Genomic DNA, 14,721 nt, shown 5'->3' with positions numbered 1-14,721 from the left:
TGCATTTGCATGCGCAGGGTTTTTTGGTTTAAACACCCCCATCATGTCTACTCCCATACGCCTCATCGTGGGACTGGGTAATCCAGGTCCCGACTACGAAACCACCCGGCACAACGCTGGCTTCTGGCTGGCCGACCATCTGGCGGACGATCTGCGCACTTCTTTTGCGCTCGAGAAGTCCTTTTTCGGCATGGTCGCCAAAGCGCGCCTGGGCGCGGACAACATCCTGCTGCTCAAGCCCAACACCTACATGAACCGTTCCGGCCAGGCGGTCGGCGCGCTGGCGCGCTTCTACAAGCTGACGCCCGAGGAAGTGCTGGTGCTGCACGACGAACTGGACCTCATGCCCGGTCAGGTCAAGCTCAAGCAGGGCGGTGGCCACGCCGGCCACAATGGCCTGAAGGACATCCAGGCCGCGCTCGGCAGCCCCAACTTCTGGCGCCTGCGCATCGGCATCGGCCACCCGCGCACGCTGGGTCTGGCGCAACAGGTCGCCGACTTCGTCCTGCACCCGCCGCGCCGCGAGGAACAAAAGGAAATCGAAGCCGTCATCGACCGCTGCCGCGCCGTCGTGCCGTCGATGCTGGCCGGCGACTTCGCACTCGCCACCCGCCAGCTGCATAGCGGCAACGAGTCCTGATGAAACAAGGCCAGCCCACCGGAAAGATGCGCTTTCGCAGCGAGATCGCCGACTTCTGGCGCTTCCTCCGCCGTCCGCATCCGCTGTCGCGCCTGCCGAACCGCGCCGGGGGCAGCGGGCTGCTTGCCGACTGGTGGCCTGGCATCGGACCGGGACGTCTGTTGGCCTGGGCCGCGGTGCTGTGGGCCATCAATCTTTTTGCGCTCGGGCCAGTGGCCGTTGTCGCGGCGGGATTGGGCGGCGTCTCGCATCGCCTGGATCCCCACAACATTCCGTGGCTGACCGCGGTGCTGTGGGCGCCGCTGGTCGAAGAGATGCTGTTCCGCTACGGCCTGCGCCGGCCGCGCCAGGCGCTGTGGCTCATTCCCGCGCTGGTGCCCGTCGTGCTGTGGGGACCAAAGCTCTGGACGGGCCTGCTGCTGGCTGCGTTCATCCTGCTGGCGGTGTGGGGCCTGCGCCGGCGTCCCGAGCCGCTGAAAGGCTGGGATACGAGCTGGCGCAGGTATTACCTGCAGCACTTCGGCGTGGTGTTCCATCTGATCGCGCTGACGTTTGCAGCGGTTCACCTTACCAACTTCGTCTACAGCAAGACCCCATACTGGCTGCTGCCGCTGCTGGTGCTGCCGCAGTGGCTGACAGGGCTGGTGCTGGGCTGGATCCGCATTCGTCGGGGCATCGGGGCCGCGATCCTGCTGCATTCGGTCTTCAATGCCGGGCCAATCCTGATGATCTGGCTGGTCATGCGCTACGCGCCGACGGCGGCTGGTTAAGTCTCGCGGCGCCGCCACATCGGGGCCACTTTGGGGCCGCATCACCCCCGCCCATCAGGCGTCGTTTCACCCTGCCGGGGTAAACTACGCCGTTAACGCTCAATACCGTACTTACACAGGATTCCCATGGCTCTGCAATGCGGCATCGTCGGCCTGCCCAACGTTGGCAAATCGACACTCTTCAACGCTCTGACCCGCGCCGGCATCGCCGCCGAGAACTATCCGTTCTGCACCATCGAGCCCAACGTCGGCGTTGTCGAAGTGCCGGATCCGCGCCTGCAGAAGCTGGCTGAAATCGTCAAGCCCGAACGCATCCTGTCCGCCACCGTCGAATTCGTCGACATCGCGGGCCTGGTCGCCGGCGCGAGCAAGGGCGAAGGCCTGGGCAACCAGTTCCTCTCGCACATCCGCGAAACCGACGCCATCGTCAACGTCGTGCGCTGCTTCGAAGATCCCAACGTGATCCACGTTGCCGGCAAGGTCGACCCGATCGCCGACATCGAAGTCATCGAAACCGAACTGGCCCTGGCCGATCTGCAGACCGCCGAAAAGGCCCTGCAGCGCCACCAGAAGACCGCGCGCTCGGGCGACAAGGAATCGCAACGCCTCGTCGCCGTGCTGGAAAAGTGCATCGCCCAGCTCAACGAAGCCAAGCCCATTCGCGCGCTGGACCTGACCACCGAAGAAAAGGCCGACATCGCCCAGCTCTGCTTCATCACCGCCAAGCGCGCGATGTACGTGGGCAACGTCGCCGACGACGGCTTCACCAACAACCCGCTGCTCGACCGCCTGACCGAATTCGCCGCCGCCCGCAACGCGCCTGTCGTGGCCATCTGCGCCGCGATCGAATCCGAAATCGTCGACCTCGACGACGCCGACCGCGAAGCCTTCCTGAAGGACATGGGCATGGAAGAACCGGGCCTGAACCGCCTGATCCGCGCCGCCTTCAAACTGCTGGGCCTGCAAACCTACTTCACCGCCGGCGTAAAGGAAGTCCGCGCCTGGACCGTGCCGATCGGCGCCACCGGCCCCCAGGCCGCCGGCGTCATCCACACCGACTTCGAACGCGGCTTCATCCGCGCGCAAACGATCTCGTACGAGGACTACATCACGTACAAGGGCGAGCAGGGCGCAAAGGAAGCCGGGAAGATGCGCGCGGAAGGCAAGGAATACATCGTGCAGGATGGCGATGTGATGAATTTCTTGTTTAACGTCTGATTCCGCCAGGACACAGAATCTGTGTAGCCCGCTCTGATGGGCAATGCCAAAAACAAAAACCCTCGCGCCGGCCGGCCGAGGGTTTTTGTTTTTGGATGGAGGCGGGTTGCCGCTGATCTCGTGACCGAAGGCCGCGCCTAATTGCCTCGATCCCCCGCCGCCCTTACAAAATTCTCCTCCAACACGCTCAACACCCGATTCAGCGTATCCACATCCGCCGCTGACAGCCCTTTAAGCGACTCCTCAAAAAACTGAGCCCGCTTCGGCAACGCCTCATTCACCACCGCCTGTCCCGCAGCCGTCAGCGTGGCATTCGTCAGCCGGTTGTCGTCGGCATCCACCGCCCGCGAAATCCATCCCAGCTTCTGCATCGCCTGCAACTGCCGCGTCAATGACGCCGGATCCAGCCGGCAGCGCTCGGCCAGATGCTTTTGCGAGCACTGCCCGTTCTCATGCAGCGCCAGCAATATCCGCCACCGCGGCAACGCATGACCCACCTTGCTGCTGAAGGCGCTTTGCATCACGCGGTACGTCTGGCCCATGTGCTGGATGACTTGCAGGCCTTGTTGTTGTTTGGGCAAAAGCTACTCTCCGACGCCGGCGGGCTCCGGTTTGGATGGCCGGACCAGTTGCACCAGGGGCACGCGCCGCACGCACCAGAGTGCGAAGACGGCGACGGCGAGGGCGATGAGTTGCCCTTCGTGAATGGCGCCCACCAGCGCGACGCGCGCGATCTCGATGAGTGACGTTCCATCCTGGCCTTGATGGGCCAATTGTGCCAGGAACTCGGTCTGGGCCGCCGGGTTGACCAGCATCTGCGGGTCGTTGAGCTTGGGCAGCCACTGCGCGGAGGCGCCGCGCAGGGTGGACTCGACGCCGCTGAAGTAGCTGTGGCTGACCATGGTGCCGACGATGGCAGTGCCCAGCATGCCGCCGATCATGCGCAAGGATTGCAGAAGCGCGGTGGCGATGCCCAGGTGGCTGCGGCCGGCGGTCTGTTGGGCGAACACGGTGAGATTGGGCATGATGAAGCCCATCCCTAAGCCCGCCATCGTCATGTAGGCGCCGATCAGCAGGTGCGACGTGTAGCTGTGGGTGGTGACGATGCCCAGGCACGAGAACGCCATGAGGAGGAAGCCGGCGTACAGCATGCGGTTGGGATTGCGGATGCGCGTGATGATGCGGCCGTTGACGATGCTGCCGACGGTGATGAAGACGACCATGGGCGTGATGAGCAGGCCCGCCTGCTGAGGCGACAGCCCGAAGCCGCCTTGCAGGAGCAGGGGCGCGTAGAAGAGCAGGGAATACATCGTCACGCCGACCAGCAGGGCCAGGGTGAAGAGCATGGCCAGGCCGCGGTTGCGGAACATGTCCAGCGGCAGCAGCGGATGGGGACAGCGGCGCTCCCACCAGATCAGAGCGGCGAAGGCGGCGATGCTGCCGGCGCCAAGCATCACGAGGGAGGGCGTGAAACCGTCCTTGGGCAGGAGTTCCACGAGCAGCTGCATGGTCCCCAGCGCCACGGCGATCAAAATCGCGCCTTGCCAATCCAGCCGGACCTTGCCGGGACTCTGGTTGCGCAGGTGGGGCAGGTAGCGGGCGACGAACCAGAGGCCCAGGATGCCGATGGGCAGGTTGACGTAGAAGACGGAGCGCCAGCCGTAGTGTTCGGTCAGGGCGCCGCCCAGGGTGGGACCCACGGCGTTGGCGATGCCGAAGGCGGCGCTGAGCATGACCTGCCAGCGCAGCCGGACGTGGGGATCCGGGAAAAGATCGGGAATACAGGCGAAAGCGGTGCCGACGAGCATGCCGCCGCCGATGCCTTGCAGCGCCCGCGCCAGCACCAGTTCGAGCATCGTGTCGGCCGCGCCGCACAGGACCGAGGCCAGGGTGAACAGCACGATGGCGGCCACGACAAAGGGTTTGCGTCCGTAGTAATCGCCCAGCCGCCCGAAGATGGGCACGGTGATGACCGAGGTCAGCAGGTAGGACGTGGCGACCCAGGCGTAAAGCTCGAAGCCCCGGAGTTCCGCCACGATGGTCGGCAGCGCGGTGCCCACCACGGTCTGGTCGATGGCGACCAGCATCATCACGAAGCACATGCCCAGCATGGCCAGCAGGGTTTGCCGAAAGGGCAGGATCTGGCCGGGCGAGTGTGGCGGAGTGGGGGCGGGCGCGGACATTGTTGGACGCATCAATAATTGATAGATCAATCATTCTAGCCCTACAATCCGTCGATCAGGAAGCCGTCAGCTTGGCCGATCCCGCTTGTCGGCCTGATTTGTTACGATAGCGGTTATCTGCACGCTGGATTACCGGCGTCCTCAGCAGACCTTCCTCGGTAGCACCTTCCTTTGGCGCCAATGCCGCAGGCTCGGCAGGAGCGAGGACACGCCCCATAGGCATGCCCGAAAAGGCAAGCCAGCAAGGCAAGCCCTGCAATGCAGACAGTTCAATAGGCCAGCGGTCTTCCGCCGGCAACGCACCTTCCCCGCGCGTCGCGCGGTGGGCGGTATCAAGGATTTCCAGTCGAGGTACCGACGGGGCAGCAATGAAAACGTGGTTCAAGCGCATTTTGATAGGCCTGGTAGTGTTGGTTGTCGTGGCCGTCGTCGGCCTGGCCATCTTCTTGCTGACATTCGATCCCAACGCGTACAAGTACAAGCTGGAAGAGCTTGTCCAGGAACGCTATCAGCGCACGCTGACGATCGACGGCGAGATCGAGCTATCGCTCTTCCCGCGGATCGGCTTGTACGTGCAGGGCGTATCCCTGTCCGAACCCAATAGCACGGACACGTTTGCCTCCATCGAGAGCACGCGGCTTGCCGTGGCCGTGTGGCCGCTGCTGTCCAACAGCTTTGTCGTGGACCACGTCGCAATCAGCGGGCTGAAAGCGCGCGTGGTGCGGGACAAGCAGGGCCAGTTCAATTTCAGCAATCTGGTGGGCGGCACGCAGCCGGTCACCGATGCGCCCAGCAATCCGGCCGAGGCCCTGGTGGGCGCGGCCCAGACCGCCGCGCAGGCGATCACCAGCGGCAACATGCCGCCGTCGCGCAACAACATGCAGATCGACATCGCGGGCTTGGACCTGAAGGACGGCGAAGTGCAGCTGCAGGACGAGATAACGGGCATGGCTGTGGCGGTTACCCGTATCAACGCCAACACCGGCCGCGTCACGTTCAATCAGCCGTTCGATGTGCGCATGACCGCGCGCGTCGAAGGCGGCTATCCGCGCGTGGATGCCAACCTGACGGGCCAGGCATTGCTGACGCTGGATCCTTCGGCCAAGCGCTATGCCGCCCAGCGGCTGGACCTGCGCATGGACGGCAAGCTGCCCGGCGCCGAGGCCAAGAGCCTGGTGATGCGCGGCAATCTGGCGTTCAACGGGCAAAAGTCCGCGCTGGACGTGGGCGGCCTGGAACTGCTGTTCCAGGGCGACGTGACCGAACCCTCGGCCAAGGCGACCAATGTGGAAGCCAGCGTGGCGATCCCCAAGTTGGCGATCGACCCGCACAAGAGCCAGCTCCAGATCGAAAAATTGGCCGTGCGCGCCAAGGGCGGCGTGGCCGATGGCCCCTTCGAACTGGCTGTCGATGCGCCGGCGCTCAATATCTCGCCCGCGTCGGCCACCGGCGAGGCCCTGACCGGCCGGGTGCGGATCAGCGGGCTGGACGCCAGCTTCGGCCTGAACGGCATCAGCGGCAACGCCGGCGAACTGGACATCAAGGAAGCCAAGCTGGACAGCACGTCCAAAAAGGGCGAACGCGTGGTGAAGCTGAACTTTGCTTCGCCGCTCAGCCTGAATTTGCTGATGCGCAGCGGCGCCATGTCGGCGCTGCGTGGCGACGTGAACATCACCGATCCCGGCCTGCCCAAGGGCAGCCTGCAGATTCCGGTGATCGGCAGCCTGACGGTGGACCTGCTCAAGGATCAGGCCACCAGCAAGATCAACGCCGTGCTGGAAGGCGGCAAGTTCGACCTCAGCGCCGACATCACGAAGCTGTCGGAGGCGCCGCAGATGAAGTTTGCGCTGGCCGTGGATACGCTGGATCTGGACAAGCTGGTGCCGCCCGTGGTGGCCGCGCCGCCCAAGCCGCCCGCGGACGGCAAGAAGGACGACAGCAAGCCCGCGCCGGCTCCGGCGCCCGCCGCGCCCGTCGACGATACGATCAACCTGTCGGCGCTGGTCGGCCCCAGCGTCAACGGCACGCTGAAGGTGGGCAAGCTGGTCGTGCGCGGCCTGAAGGCCGATGAAGTCTCGGCGGCGGTCAAGCTGGACAAGGGCAAGCTCGACATCTCCGATCTCGCGGCAGGCCTGTACGGCGGCAAGCTGGCGGGGGCGCTGTCGGTGGACGCGGCGCAGGGCAATCAGATCGCCACCAAGATGACGCTGGCCGGCATCGCGATCGAACCCCTGCTGGTGGACCTGGCCAAGCGCAACGTCCTGAGCGGCACGGGCAACCTGACGCTGGACCTGAAGACTGGCGGCGCCAACATCTACGCGATGAAGAGCGGCCTGGGCGGCACGCTGCAATTGAAGCTGCGTGATGGCGCCGTCAAGGGCATCGACCTGACGCAGACGTTGCGCGACCTGAAGGCGCGCTTTTCGCCGGATGCGCAGAACGAAACGGTTCACGCCGACACTGCCAAGCAGACGCAGTTCTCGGAACTGGACGCGGACTTCGCCATCGCCAAGGGCATCGCCACGGTGAAGCGGCTGAACTTCGTGTCGCCGCTGCTGCGCGTCACGCAAGGCGATCCGGCCACCATCGACTTCGTCAAGAGCGAGCTGGATCTGGTGGCGCGCGCGCGCGTCATCAACCCGGCGGCTAATCCCGACGGCAAGGAACTGATCGATCTGAAGGACGTGACCATTCCCGTCCATTTCAAGGGCCCGTTCGACAACCCCTCGTACACGTTGCTCTGGAAGGACGCCATTGGCGGCATTTTGAAGCGCAGCCTGGAGAACAAGCTCAGGGAAGCGGTCACCGGCAAGGGCAAGAGCGGCGCCGCAGTGGACAAGGCCTTGAAAGGACTCCTGGGCAAATGACCGACGGCCAATTCCAACCGATCGCCGAATGCGGCGTGACGACGCAGACGCAAGCGGCCGGCTACCACCGCCAATGGCTGGTGGCCAATGATTCGGGGCAGTGGTTGAATCGCGAGCTATGCCCCAGGCTGGCTGAGGTGTCGGTAGAGCTGCGCCTCGGGTACCTGGTGCTGAAGGCGCCGGGCATGCTGCGCATGGACATTCCGCTGGACGTGATCGAAGACGACGACAGCGTGCGCTACAGCATGTTGGTGGGTGATCAAACCATCGACGTCGTTGACGAAGGCGAACTGGCCGCGGCCTGGATTTCAAATTTTGTGCAGGTGCCTTGCCGCATCATGAAGGTGCACCCGGACACGCCCGTGTCCGCCTGGCCGGCCTGAACGCGGCCGGCGCCGGTTTTCAAGCGCCGGCGCGGGCGCGCCTGTATTCGAAAGCGGTGTGAGCCAAGAGGCCCGCCGCGAGGCCCCAGAAGGCCGACCCAATTCCCCAGAAACTGAATCCCGACGCCGTCGCCAGCAGCGTGATGAGTGCGGCCTCGCGCCGTTGCGGGTTGGCCATGGCCGCCGCCATGCCGCCCATGATCGTGCCCAGCAGCGCCAGGCCGGCCAGCGCTGCGAGCAGGGCGGCGGGCAGGGCCTGGAAGAAGACCGCAACCGCTCCCGCGACGATGCTGAGCGCGACGTAGCTGACGCCGTAGGTGGCAGCGGCGATGTAGCGCTTGCCCGGGTCCGGATGTGCCTCGGGGCCGGTGCAGATTGCCGCGCTGATGGCGCCCATGGTGACGCTGTGCGCGCCGAAGGGGGCGGCTACAAGGCCCAGCAGGCCGGTGGCCGCGACCAGGCGTGACGCCGGGGGACGGTAGCCTGCGGCCTGCAGGATGGCCAGGCCGGGCAGGTTCTGCGACGCCATGGCGACGACGAAAAGAGGAATGCCCAGGCTGACCGCTGCCTGCGCGCTGAAGGCGGGCGTCGTCCACACGAATTCGGTCAGGCGCCAATCCAGCTGGTCGACCTGCATGAGGCCCATCCCGGCCGCCATGGCCACCGCCACGGCCATCACCACCAGAACGGCGTAGCGCGGCGCCAAGCGGCGGCACAGCAGGTACGCGGCGCACATGGCCAGCACCAGCGCGGGCTGCTTGTTGATGTTGCTGAAGATGCCCATGCCGAAATTGAGCAGCACGCCGGCCAGCATGGCGGCGGCGACCTCGCCGGGAATGCGGCGCAGGATGGGATCGATCCAGCCGAACAGCCCGCAGGCCAGCGTCAGTCCGGCCGCCAGTACAAAGGCGCCGACGGCTTCATTGAAGGGGACGCCCGCCAGCGCGGTGACGAGCAGCGCCGCGCCGGGCGTGGACCAGGCCATGACCACGGGCAGGCCCGTGCGTAGACTGTAGAACGCGCCGCCCAGACCCAGCACCAGGCTCAGCGAGCCGATCCACGAGCCGATGCGCGCGGCATCCAGGCCCGCGGCGTGGCCGGCCTGCACCATCAGCACGGCGGTGCCGCCAAAACTGACCAGAACGGCCACCAGCCCGGCAGCGACCGCGGACGCGGAGATGTCGCGTCGGGCGTGGTGCGGGGAGGGGGAAAGGTTGATGCTGGGCGGCGCCGCGTCGCTCATGCGGCACCGGTAAGACGGCGGTACTTGGCCATGAGCTGCTCCTGGCCTTCATTCCATTGCGGGTGCAGCTCGATGCATTCCACCGGACAGACGACCTTGCATTGGGGCTCGTCATGATGGCCGACGCATTCCGTGCACCGGTCGGGGTCGATGACGTAGTAGTCCTCGCCCATGGAGATCGCGTCGTTCGGGCACTGGGGCTCGCAAACGTCGCAATTGATGCATTCTTCGGTGATGGTCAGGGCCATGATGGGCTGCGAAAAGGCGATTGGCCCGGCCATTGTAGCGCCGGGCGGCCGGGGCCCGAAAAGCGCGAAAAGGGCGCCTGCGCGCCCCTTCGGGGAGGTTGCGGACGGGGCTTCAGCCCGGCCAGGACTGTTCGCGGCGTTCCTTGGCCTTTTCCTGAAGCCAGCGCTCCACGGAAGGGAACACGAACTTGCTGACGTCGCCGCCAAGCTGGGCGATTTCGCGAACGATGGTGCCCGAGATGAACTGGTACTGGTCGGACGGCGTCATGAACAGCGTCTCAACGTCGGGAAGCAGATGGCGGTTCATGCCGGCCATCTGGAATTCGTATTCAAAGTCGGACACGGCGCGCAGCCCGCGCACGATGACGCGGCCATTCTGTTCGCGCACGAAATCCTTGAGCAGGCCGCCGAAGCTTTGCACTTCCACGTTGGGGTAGTGGCCCAGCACTTCGCGCGCGATGTCCACGCGTTCGTCGATACTGAAAAAGGGCTTCTTGTTGCGGCTAATGGCGATCCCCACCACGACTTTGTCGAAAAGCGTGGCTGCACGGCGAACCAGGTCCTCGTGGCCCCTGGTCAGCGGGTCGAAAGTGCCGGGATAAACAGCGATGATCATGCGAGCTCCGTACCGTTATTAGTGGTGTACACCATCCTCCGAAGCCCGGATTATTGATCTATTTCCGCAACGCAGCAAATTCCAGAAGATGGAAGTGGACGGCGCCGGCCTTGTCCTGCCTCAGAATCTGGAATCCTTCGGGAGCTTCGATGGCGGATTCCGCCTCGACATAGACTAGTCCATGATCGGTCAGAATGCCTGGCAGGATCGGCCACAGGCGCGGCAGCCAGCCCTGTCCAAAGGGCGGATCCAGCAGAATGAGGTCAAACCGGGACGCATCCATCCGTTCGGCGACCTGCATCGCATCGCCCACATGGATGCGTATCATGTCGGCTTTGAGCTTGTCGCGCAGTGTCCGCAGCGCGGACGCGGCGGTCTTGTCCCGCTCGACCATCTGCACATGCGCCACGCCGCGCGAGGCCGCCTCGAAGCCCAGGGCGCCGCTGCCGGCAAAAAGATCCAGCACCTGCTTGTCGGCGAACTCGCCGCCCCACAGGTGCGTAAGCCAGTTGAAAAGCGTTTCGCGGACCCGGTCGGGCGTGGGACGCAGCGTCTCCACGTCGGGCACGGCGATGGGGGTGCGCCTGTATTGGCCCCCGACGATACGAATATACTTGTTACCCATGTTTAGCCGCTTCTTCAAGAAAAAATCCCCTCCGCCCGCCACGCCGGCTCAGCCTGCGTCGCCGCCGGAGGTTGTCGACGCGCCAGTCGCGCCCGCGGAGCCGTCTTCGGCTCCATCCAGCACGACGCCTGCGCCGCCTGCACCCGAGCTTCGCCAGGAACCTATTGCGCCGGTTGCTGCGCCGGTTTCTGCCCCGGTTTCTGCGCCGGTTTCTGCCCCGGTTTCTGCGCCGGTCGCCGCGCCTGTGACGGCGCCAGTGACCCCGCCGGCCCCGGCGGTGCCTACGCCAGCGCCGTCCGTCTCGGTGGCACCTACGCCAGTAGCGACGCCCCCGCAGCCCGCGCCGTCCTCGACACCGGCCGCGCCGTCTCTCACGCGTACCGCACCGGTCGCGGCGCCCGCAGCAGCCGCTGCCGCCGCGCCAGCAGTGGAGCCATTCCGCGCACCGCAGCCGCCCGTCCCGGCGCCTGCACCCGTCGTCGCGCCCGTCGCCGCACCCGAACCCGTGGTCCCGGCACCTGCACCAGTATCGACGCCTGCGCCTGTCGCGGCACCTGCGCCGGCCGTCCCTGCCGTGCCAGAACCCGCACCCGCCGACGCCCCTAAGAAAGCCTCCTGGCTGTCGCGCCTGAAGCAAGGCCTGTCCCGCACCGGGCAAAGCATTGGCGGCATCTTCGTCGGCGTGAAGGTCGACGAGAACCTGTTCGAGGAGCTCGAATCGGCCCTCATTATGGCCGATGCGGGCCTGGAGGCCACCGAGAAGCTCCTGACCGCGCTGCGCGCGCGCGTCAAGAAGGAACGCATTGAAGACCCGGCCAAGGTCAAGACTGCCCTGCGCGAGCTTCTGGCCGATCATCTGCGTCCGCTGGAACGCGACTTCGATCTGAAGCGCACGAAACCGCTGGTGGTCATGATTGCCGGCGTGAACGGCGCGGGCAAGACCACGTCCATCGGCAAGCTGGCGCATACGTTCCAGCGTCAGGGCGCCAGCGTGCTGCTGGCCGCCGGCGACACGTTCCGCGCGGCCGCGCGCGAACAGTTGGTGGAATGGGGCAGCCGCAACAACGTCAGCGTGATTTCGCAGGACGGCGGCGACCCGGCCGCCGTGGCGTTCGATTCCGTAAATGCAGGCCGCGCGCGCGGCATGGGCGTGGTGATGGTGGATACGGCCGGCCGCCTGCCCACGCAGCTGCACCTGATGGAAGAACTGAAGAAGATCCGCCGCGTCATCGGCAAGGCGGATGCCACGGCGCCGCACGAGGTGCTGCTGGTGGTGGATGGCAATACCGGCCAGAACGCGCTGGCGCAGATCCGCGCGTTTGACGCCGCGATCAACCTGACTGGCCTGGTCGTGACCAAGCTGGACGGCACCGCCAAGGGCGGCACGCTGGCCGCCGTTGCAGCCGGCAGCCAGGGCGTGCGTCCGGTGCCTGTCTACTGGATCGGTGTCGGCGAAAGCCTGGAGGATCTGCAGCCCTTCGTGGCGGACGAGTTCGCGGCGGCGTTGCTGGCTGACTGAACGCGTCCATCGAGCAGCTGCCCATAGCCGACAAAACGGGACGACGCGCAAGCGTCGTCCCGTTTTCCTTTCCGCGCCGGAAATAGCAGTAGAACTGGCGCCAGCCTTACCCGGCCTGTCCCATCGCCGGATCGCTGATCAGATCCTTGCCCGTCTCCATCCGTCCGGCAAAGCGCCGCTGAAATGCCGCATAGCCTTCGCAAGCAACGGCGAAGTCATACCAGTGGCCGCTGTCGCTGATCGGCCAGGCAAGTTCGCCGGTCTGTCCGGGTTCGACGGTTGCCGTCCACGGGCCGTCGCCGTGATACGCCAGCGCTTTGACGCTGAACGTGCAAGCCTTCGCGCCGGTGTTGTGCAGCTTGACCTGCACCTGCGGATCATCACAAGGCACGTAGCAGACCTGGATCTCCGGCTGGGCGCCGCCCGCCTGCATCAGGTCGCCCGCGAAGGCGCGGTGAAAGCCGTTGGGCCCGAGCACCCACAGGTCGTACTTGCCCGCGTCGCCCCCCACGTCCCACGCGTCGTCCAGCGACTTGCCCGCTTCCACGACGTAACGGCGCGGAATGCGGTCCAGATGCAGCTTGTCGTACACGTGGAAGACGGCGCCGGTCTTGGCCGAGCTGGCGTTGGCGAACAGCAGCCGAACTCGGCTTTCACGGGCGTCTTCGCGGGCGCTGGCGTGCAGTTCGTACGGCAGTGCGCGCGAGGGCCGTGTGCCTTTGACCTGCGCGGCAAGCGTCTGTTGCGCCGGGATGGCGATGGCCGGCTGCGCTTCCTGCCAGGTCGTCAGGCCGTCGGCGTCGGTCTTGGTGCTGCGGCCGGACAGCGTGGGCAGCGGGGCGCTGTTGGGCGACACGAAGTTCAGCGTGGACGTGAGGTCGCCGCACACGGCGCGGCGGAATGCGCTGATGTTGGGCTCCATGACGCCGAAGCGCTGCTCCAGAAAGCGCAACGCCGAGGTATGGTCGAACACCTGCGAGTTGACCCAGCCGCCGCGGCTCCACGGCGAGATCACCCACATCGGCACACGCATGCCGGGTCCGTAGGGTTTGCCGTCCGCGGTCAGCTGCTTGGGCGTGGCGGGCGGATAGGTGTAGTACTCGAAGGCCATGTCGGCGTCGGTCAGCGTGGACCCGCCGGCCAGCGTGCCGTCGTCGTTGCGCGAGGGCGCGCTGGGCGTGGGCATGTGGTCGAAGAAGCCGTCATTCTCGTCGTACGTGACCAGGAACACGGTCTTGCTCCAAACCTCGGGCGACTGCGTCAGCGCGTCCAGCGCGGCCTGGATGTACCACGCGCCCTTGGCGGGGCTGGAGGGGCCGGGGTGCTCGCTGTATGCCGCCGGCGGGATGATCCACGACACCTCGGGCAGCGTGCCGTTCATCACGTCGTCGCGCAGGCTTTGCAGCAGGCCGCCGTCCGGCATGGTGTTGCCGAAGCCCTTGGCAAAGGCGCTGAACTGGTCGTCGATGGCCGGGTTGTACGCGGGACCGCCCTGGTTCGTGACCTGGCGGTCCGCGGGCATTTTTTCGATCTCGGCGCGCCAGTGCCGAAAGCTCATCATCTCGTTGCAGCCGTAGTTGTCCGGGATGTTCTGGTAGACCTTCCAGCTCACGCCGGCTTGTTGCAGGCGGTCGGCGTAGGTGGTCCAGGTCCAGCCCTCGGTGGACGGCCCGACGTCGGCGCCCTCGTTCATTTCATTCATCACGACGGACACGTTGTCGCCGCTGGGGCCGTTGGTGCCGGTCCAGAAGAAGAGGCGGTTGGGAATGGTGCCCGCGTGCATCGCACAGTGGTAGCTGTCGCACAGCGTGAAGGCGTCGGCCAGTGCGCGGTGGAACGGCACTTCAGCGGTCTCGTAGTAGCCCATCGACAAAGGCTGCTTGGCGCTGGGCCAGCGGTTCATGCGACCGTGGTCCCAGGCGGCCTGGCAGTTCGGCCACGAGTGCGGCGTGCTGCCTGCGCGCTGCGCGTTGCCCAGCCGCGCGTCCAGGTGATAGGGCAGTTCCAGCGTGCCGTCGCTGCGCGTCTGATGGAATACCGACTTGCCGTTGGCGAGCGGAATCGGGAAGCGGTCGCCGAAGCCGCGCACGCCGGGGAACGTGCCGAAGTAGCCGTCGAATGAACGGTTCTCCAGCATCAGCATCACGACGTGCTTGACGTCCTGGATGGTGCCGGTGGGGCTGTCGGCCTCGATCGCGAGGGCGCGGCGGATGCTGGGCGGAAACATCGACAACGCGCTCATGGCCGCGGTGGCGCCGAGCGTGGTCGTGAAAAACTTTCTCTTGGAGGCGTCGATCGTCATTGGCTGGTCTGTCTGGAGTTTGCAGGAAAGGGCAGCACTGCCGGCATCATGGCGCACAATGCGCCGCGCAGGTAGGCGGGGCGGGCGTGGTGGGCGGCGTGGTGGGG

General features: G+C 65.8%; 13 protein-coding genes. 6 read left to right on the top strand and 7 right to left on the bottom strand.

Going from position 1 to position 14,721, the window contains the following annotated elements; translation table 11 throughout:
- The first annotated feature begins 43 nt into the window (after positions 1 to 43).
- The 3 genes from pth (at position 44) to ychF (ending at position 2,628) form a co-directional block, all read left to right on the top strand.
- The gene (gene pth, locus AC6LJW_RS10860; RefSeq protein ID WP_056558906.1) at positions 44 to 640 is read left to right on the top strand and encodes an aminoacyl-tRNA hydrolase; all 597 of its coding nucleotides are present in this window, start codon (positions 44 to 46) and stop codon (positions 638 to 640) included.
- A complete protein-coding gene (locus tag AC6LJW_RS10855; RefSeq protein ID WP_056558903.1) occupies positions 640 to 1,410 on the top strand; it encodes a CPBP family glutamic-type intramembrane protease in 771 nt (256 codons plus the stop codon). Before pth ends, AC6LJW_RS10855 begins: the two co-directional genes overlap by 1 nt.
- A gap of 126 nt (positions 1,411 to 1,536) precedes the next feature.
- A complete protein-coding gene (gene ychF / locus AC6LJW_RS10850; RefSeq protein WP_056558900.1) occupies positions 1,537 to 2,628 on the top strand; it encodes a redox-regulated ATPase YchF in 1,092 nt (363 codons plus the stop codon).
- A 137-nt stretch (positions 2,629 to 2,765) separates the two neighbouring features.
- Here the strand turns inward: ychF and AC6LJW_RS10845 are convergent, their stop codons facing one another.
- Both AC6LJW_RS10845 and AC6LJW_RS10840 read right to left on the bottom strand, forming a co-directional pair.
- Positions 2,766 to 3,209 (bottom strand): MarR family winged helix-turn-helix transcriptional regulator, encoded by a 444-nt coding sequence (locus AC6LJW_RS10845; protein ID WP_056558892.1) that lies wholly within the window; start codon positions 3,207 to 3,209, stop codon positions 2,766 to 2,768.
- A 3-nt stretch (positions 3,210 to 3,212) separates the two neighbouring features.
- A complete protein-coding gene (locus AC6LJW_RS10840) occupies positions 3,213 to 4,811 on the bottom strand; it encodes an MDR family MFS transporter (protein WP_056558889.1) in 1,599 nt (532 codons plus the stop codon).
- A gap of 368 nt (positions 4,812 to 5,179) precedes the next feature.
- Between AC6LJW_RS10840 and AC6LJW_RS10835 the strand changes: the two genes are divergently transcribed.
- Positions 5,180 to 7,678 carry an AsmA family protein gene (locus AC6LJW_RS10835; RefSeq protein WP_498087234.1) on the top strand — a complete coding sequence of 833 codons (2,499 nt, stop codon included), beginning with the start codon at positions 5,180 to 5,182 and terminating at the stop codon, positions 7,676 to 7,678.
- Positions 7,675 to 8,061: an MOSC N-terminal beta barrel domain-containing protein gene (locus tag AC6LJW_RS10830; protein WP_056558883.1), complete on the top strand. Its 387-nt coding sequence runs from the start codon at positions 7,675 to 7,677 to the stop codon at positions 8,059 to 8,061. Before AC6LJW_RS10835 ends, AC6LJW_RS10830 begins: the two co-directional genes overlap by 4 nt.
- A gap of 19 nt (positions 8,062 to 8,080) precedes the next feature.
- Here AC6LJW_RS10830 and AC6LJW_RS10825 read toward each other — a convergent pair whose 3' ends face one another.
- The 4 genes from AC6LJW_RS10825 to rsmD form a co-directional block, all read right to left on the bottom strand.
- Complete coding sequence (locus tag AC6LJW_RS10825) at positions 8,081 to 9,304, bottom strand: benzoate/H(+) symporter BenE family transporter (protein WP_498087233.1); 1,224 nt, start codon at positions 9,302 to 9,304, stop codon at positions 8,081 to 8,083.
- The gene (locus tag AC6LJW_RS10820; protein ID WP_006391351.1) at positions 9,301 to 9,552 is read right to left on the bottom strand and encodes a YfhL family 4Fe-4S dicluster ferredoxin; all 252 of its coding nucleotides are present in this window, start codon (positions 9,550 to 9,552) and stop codon (positions 9,301 to 9,303) included. The genes AC6LJW_RS10825 and AC6LJW_RS10820 overlap by 4 nt, the downstream gene beginning before the upstream one ends.
- A 112-nt stretch (positions 9,553 to 9,664) precedes the next feature.
- Positions 9,665 to 10,168, bottom strand: a complete 504-nt coding sequence (gene coaD, locus AC6LJW_RS10815) for a pantetheine-phosphate adenylyltransferase (protein WP_056558877.1) — start codon at positions 10,166 to 10,168, stop codon at positions 9,665 to 9,667.
- Positions 10,169 to 10,226: 58 nt separating this feature from the next.
- Positions 10,227 to 10,793, bottom strand: a complete 567-nt coding sequence (rsmD, locus tag AC6LJW_RS10810) for a 16S rRNA (guanine(966)-N(2))-methyltransferase RsmD (RefSeq protein WP_056558875.1) — start codon at positions 10,791 to 10,793, stop codon at positions 10,227 to 10,229.
- A 427-nt stretch (positions 10,794 to 11,220) separates the two neighbouring features.
- On the opposite strand from rsmD, the gene ftsY reads away from it, so the two are divergent.
- Positions 11,221 to 12,312 (top strand): signal recognition particle-docking protein FtsY, encoded by a 1,092-nt coding sequence (gene ftsY, locus AC6LJW_RS10805; protein WP_498087232.1) that lies wholly within the window; start codon positions 11,221 to 11,223, stop codon positions 12,310 to 12,312.
- Positions 12,313 to 12,418: 106 nt separating this feature from the next.
- On the opposite strand, the gene AC6LJW_RS10800 is transcribed toward ftsY, so the two are convergent.
- The gene (locus AC6LJW_RS10800; protein ID WP_498087231.1) at positions 12,419 to 14,614 is read right to left on the bottom strand and encodes a phosphocholine-specific phospholipase C; all 2,196 of its coding nucleotides are present in this window, start codon (positions 14,612 to 14,614) and stop codon (positions 12,419 to 12,421) included.
- Between the last annotated feature and the right edge of the window lie 107 nt (positions 14,615 to 14,721).

The sequence above is a fragment of the Achromobacter sp. 1012554356 genome, from assembly GCF_059760815.1.
Note: the sequence above shows the minus strand (reverse complement) of the source record. Positions and strands in the feature narration are given on the sequence as shown.

Coding starts and splice junctions, on each gene's coding strand:
- pth (WP_056558906.1), top strand. CDS start 44: ATGTCTACTCCCATACGCCTCATCGTGGGACTGGGTAATCCAGGTCCC.
- AC6LJW_RS10855 (WP_056558903.1), top strand. CDS start 640: ATGAAACAAGGCCAGCCCACCGGAAAGATGCGCTTTCGCAGCGAGATC.
- ychF (WP_056558900.1), top strand. CDS start 1,537: ATGGCTCTGCAATGCGGCATCGTCGGCCTGCCCAACGTTGGCAAATCG.
- AC6LJW_RS10840 (WP_056558889.1), bottom strand. CDS start 4,811: ATGTCCGCGCCCGCCCCCACTCCGCCACACTCGCCCGGCCAGATCCTG.
- AC6LJW_RS10835 (WP_498087234.1), top strand. CDS start 5,180: ATGAAAACGTGGTTCAAGCGCATTTTGATAGGCCTGGTAGTGTTGGTT.
- AC6LJW_RS10830 (WP_056558883.1), top strand. CDS start 7,675: ATGACCGACGGCCAATTCCAACCGATCGCCGAATGCGGCGTGACGACG.
- AC6LJW_RS10825 (WP_498087233.1), bottom strand. CDS start 9,304: ATGAGCGACGCGGCGCCGCCCAGCATCAACCTTTCCCCCTCCCCGCAC.
- AC6LJW_RS10820 (WP_006391351.1), bottom strand. CDS start 9,552: ATGGCCCTGACCATCACCGAAGAATGCATCAATTGCGACGTTTGCGAG.
- coaD (WP_056558877.1), bottom strand. CDS start 10,168: ATGATCATCGCTGTTTATCCCGGCACTTTCGACCCGCTGACCAGGGGC.
- rsmD (WP_056558875.1), bottom strand. CDS start 10,793: ATGGGTAACAAGTATATTCGTATCGTCGGGGGCCAATACAGGCGCACC.
- AC6LJW_RS10800 (WP_498087231.1), bottom strand. CDS start 14,614: ATGACGATCGACGCCTCCAAGAGAAAGTTTTTCACGACCACGCTCGGC.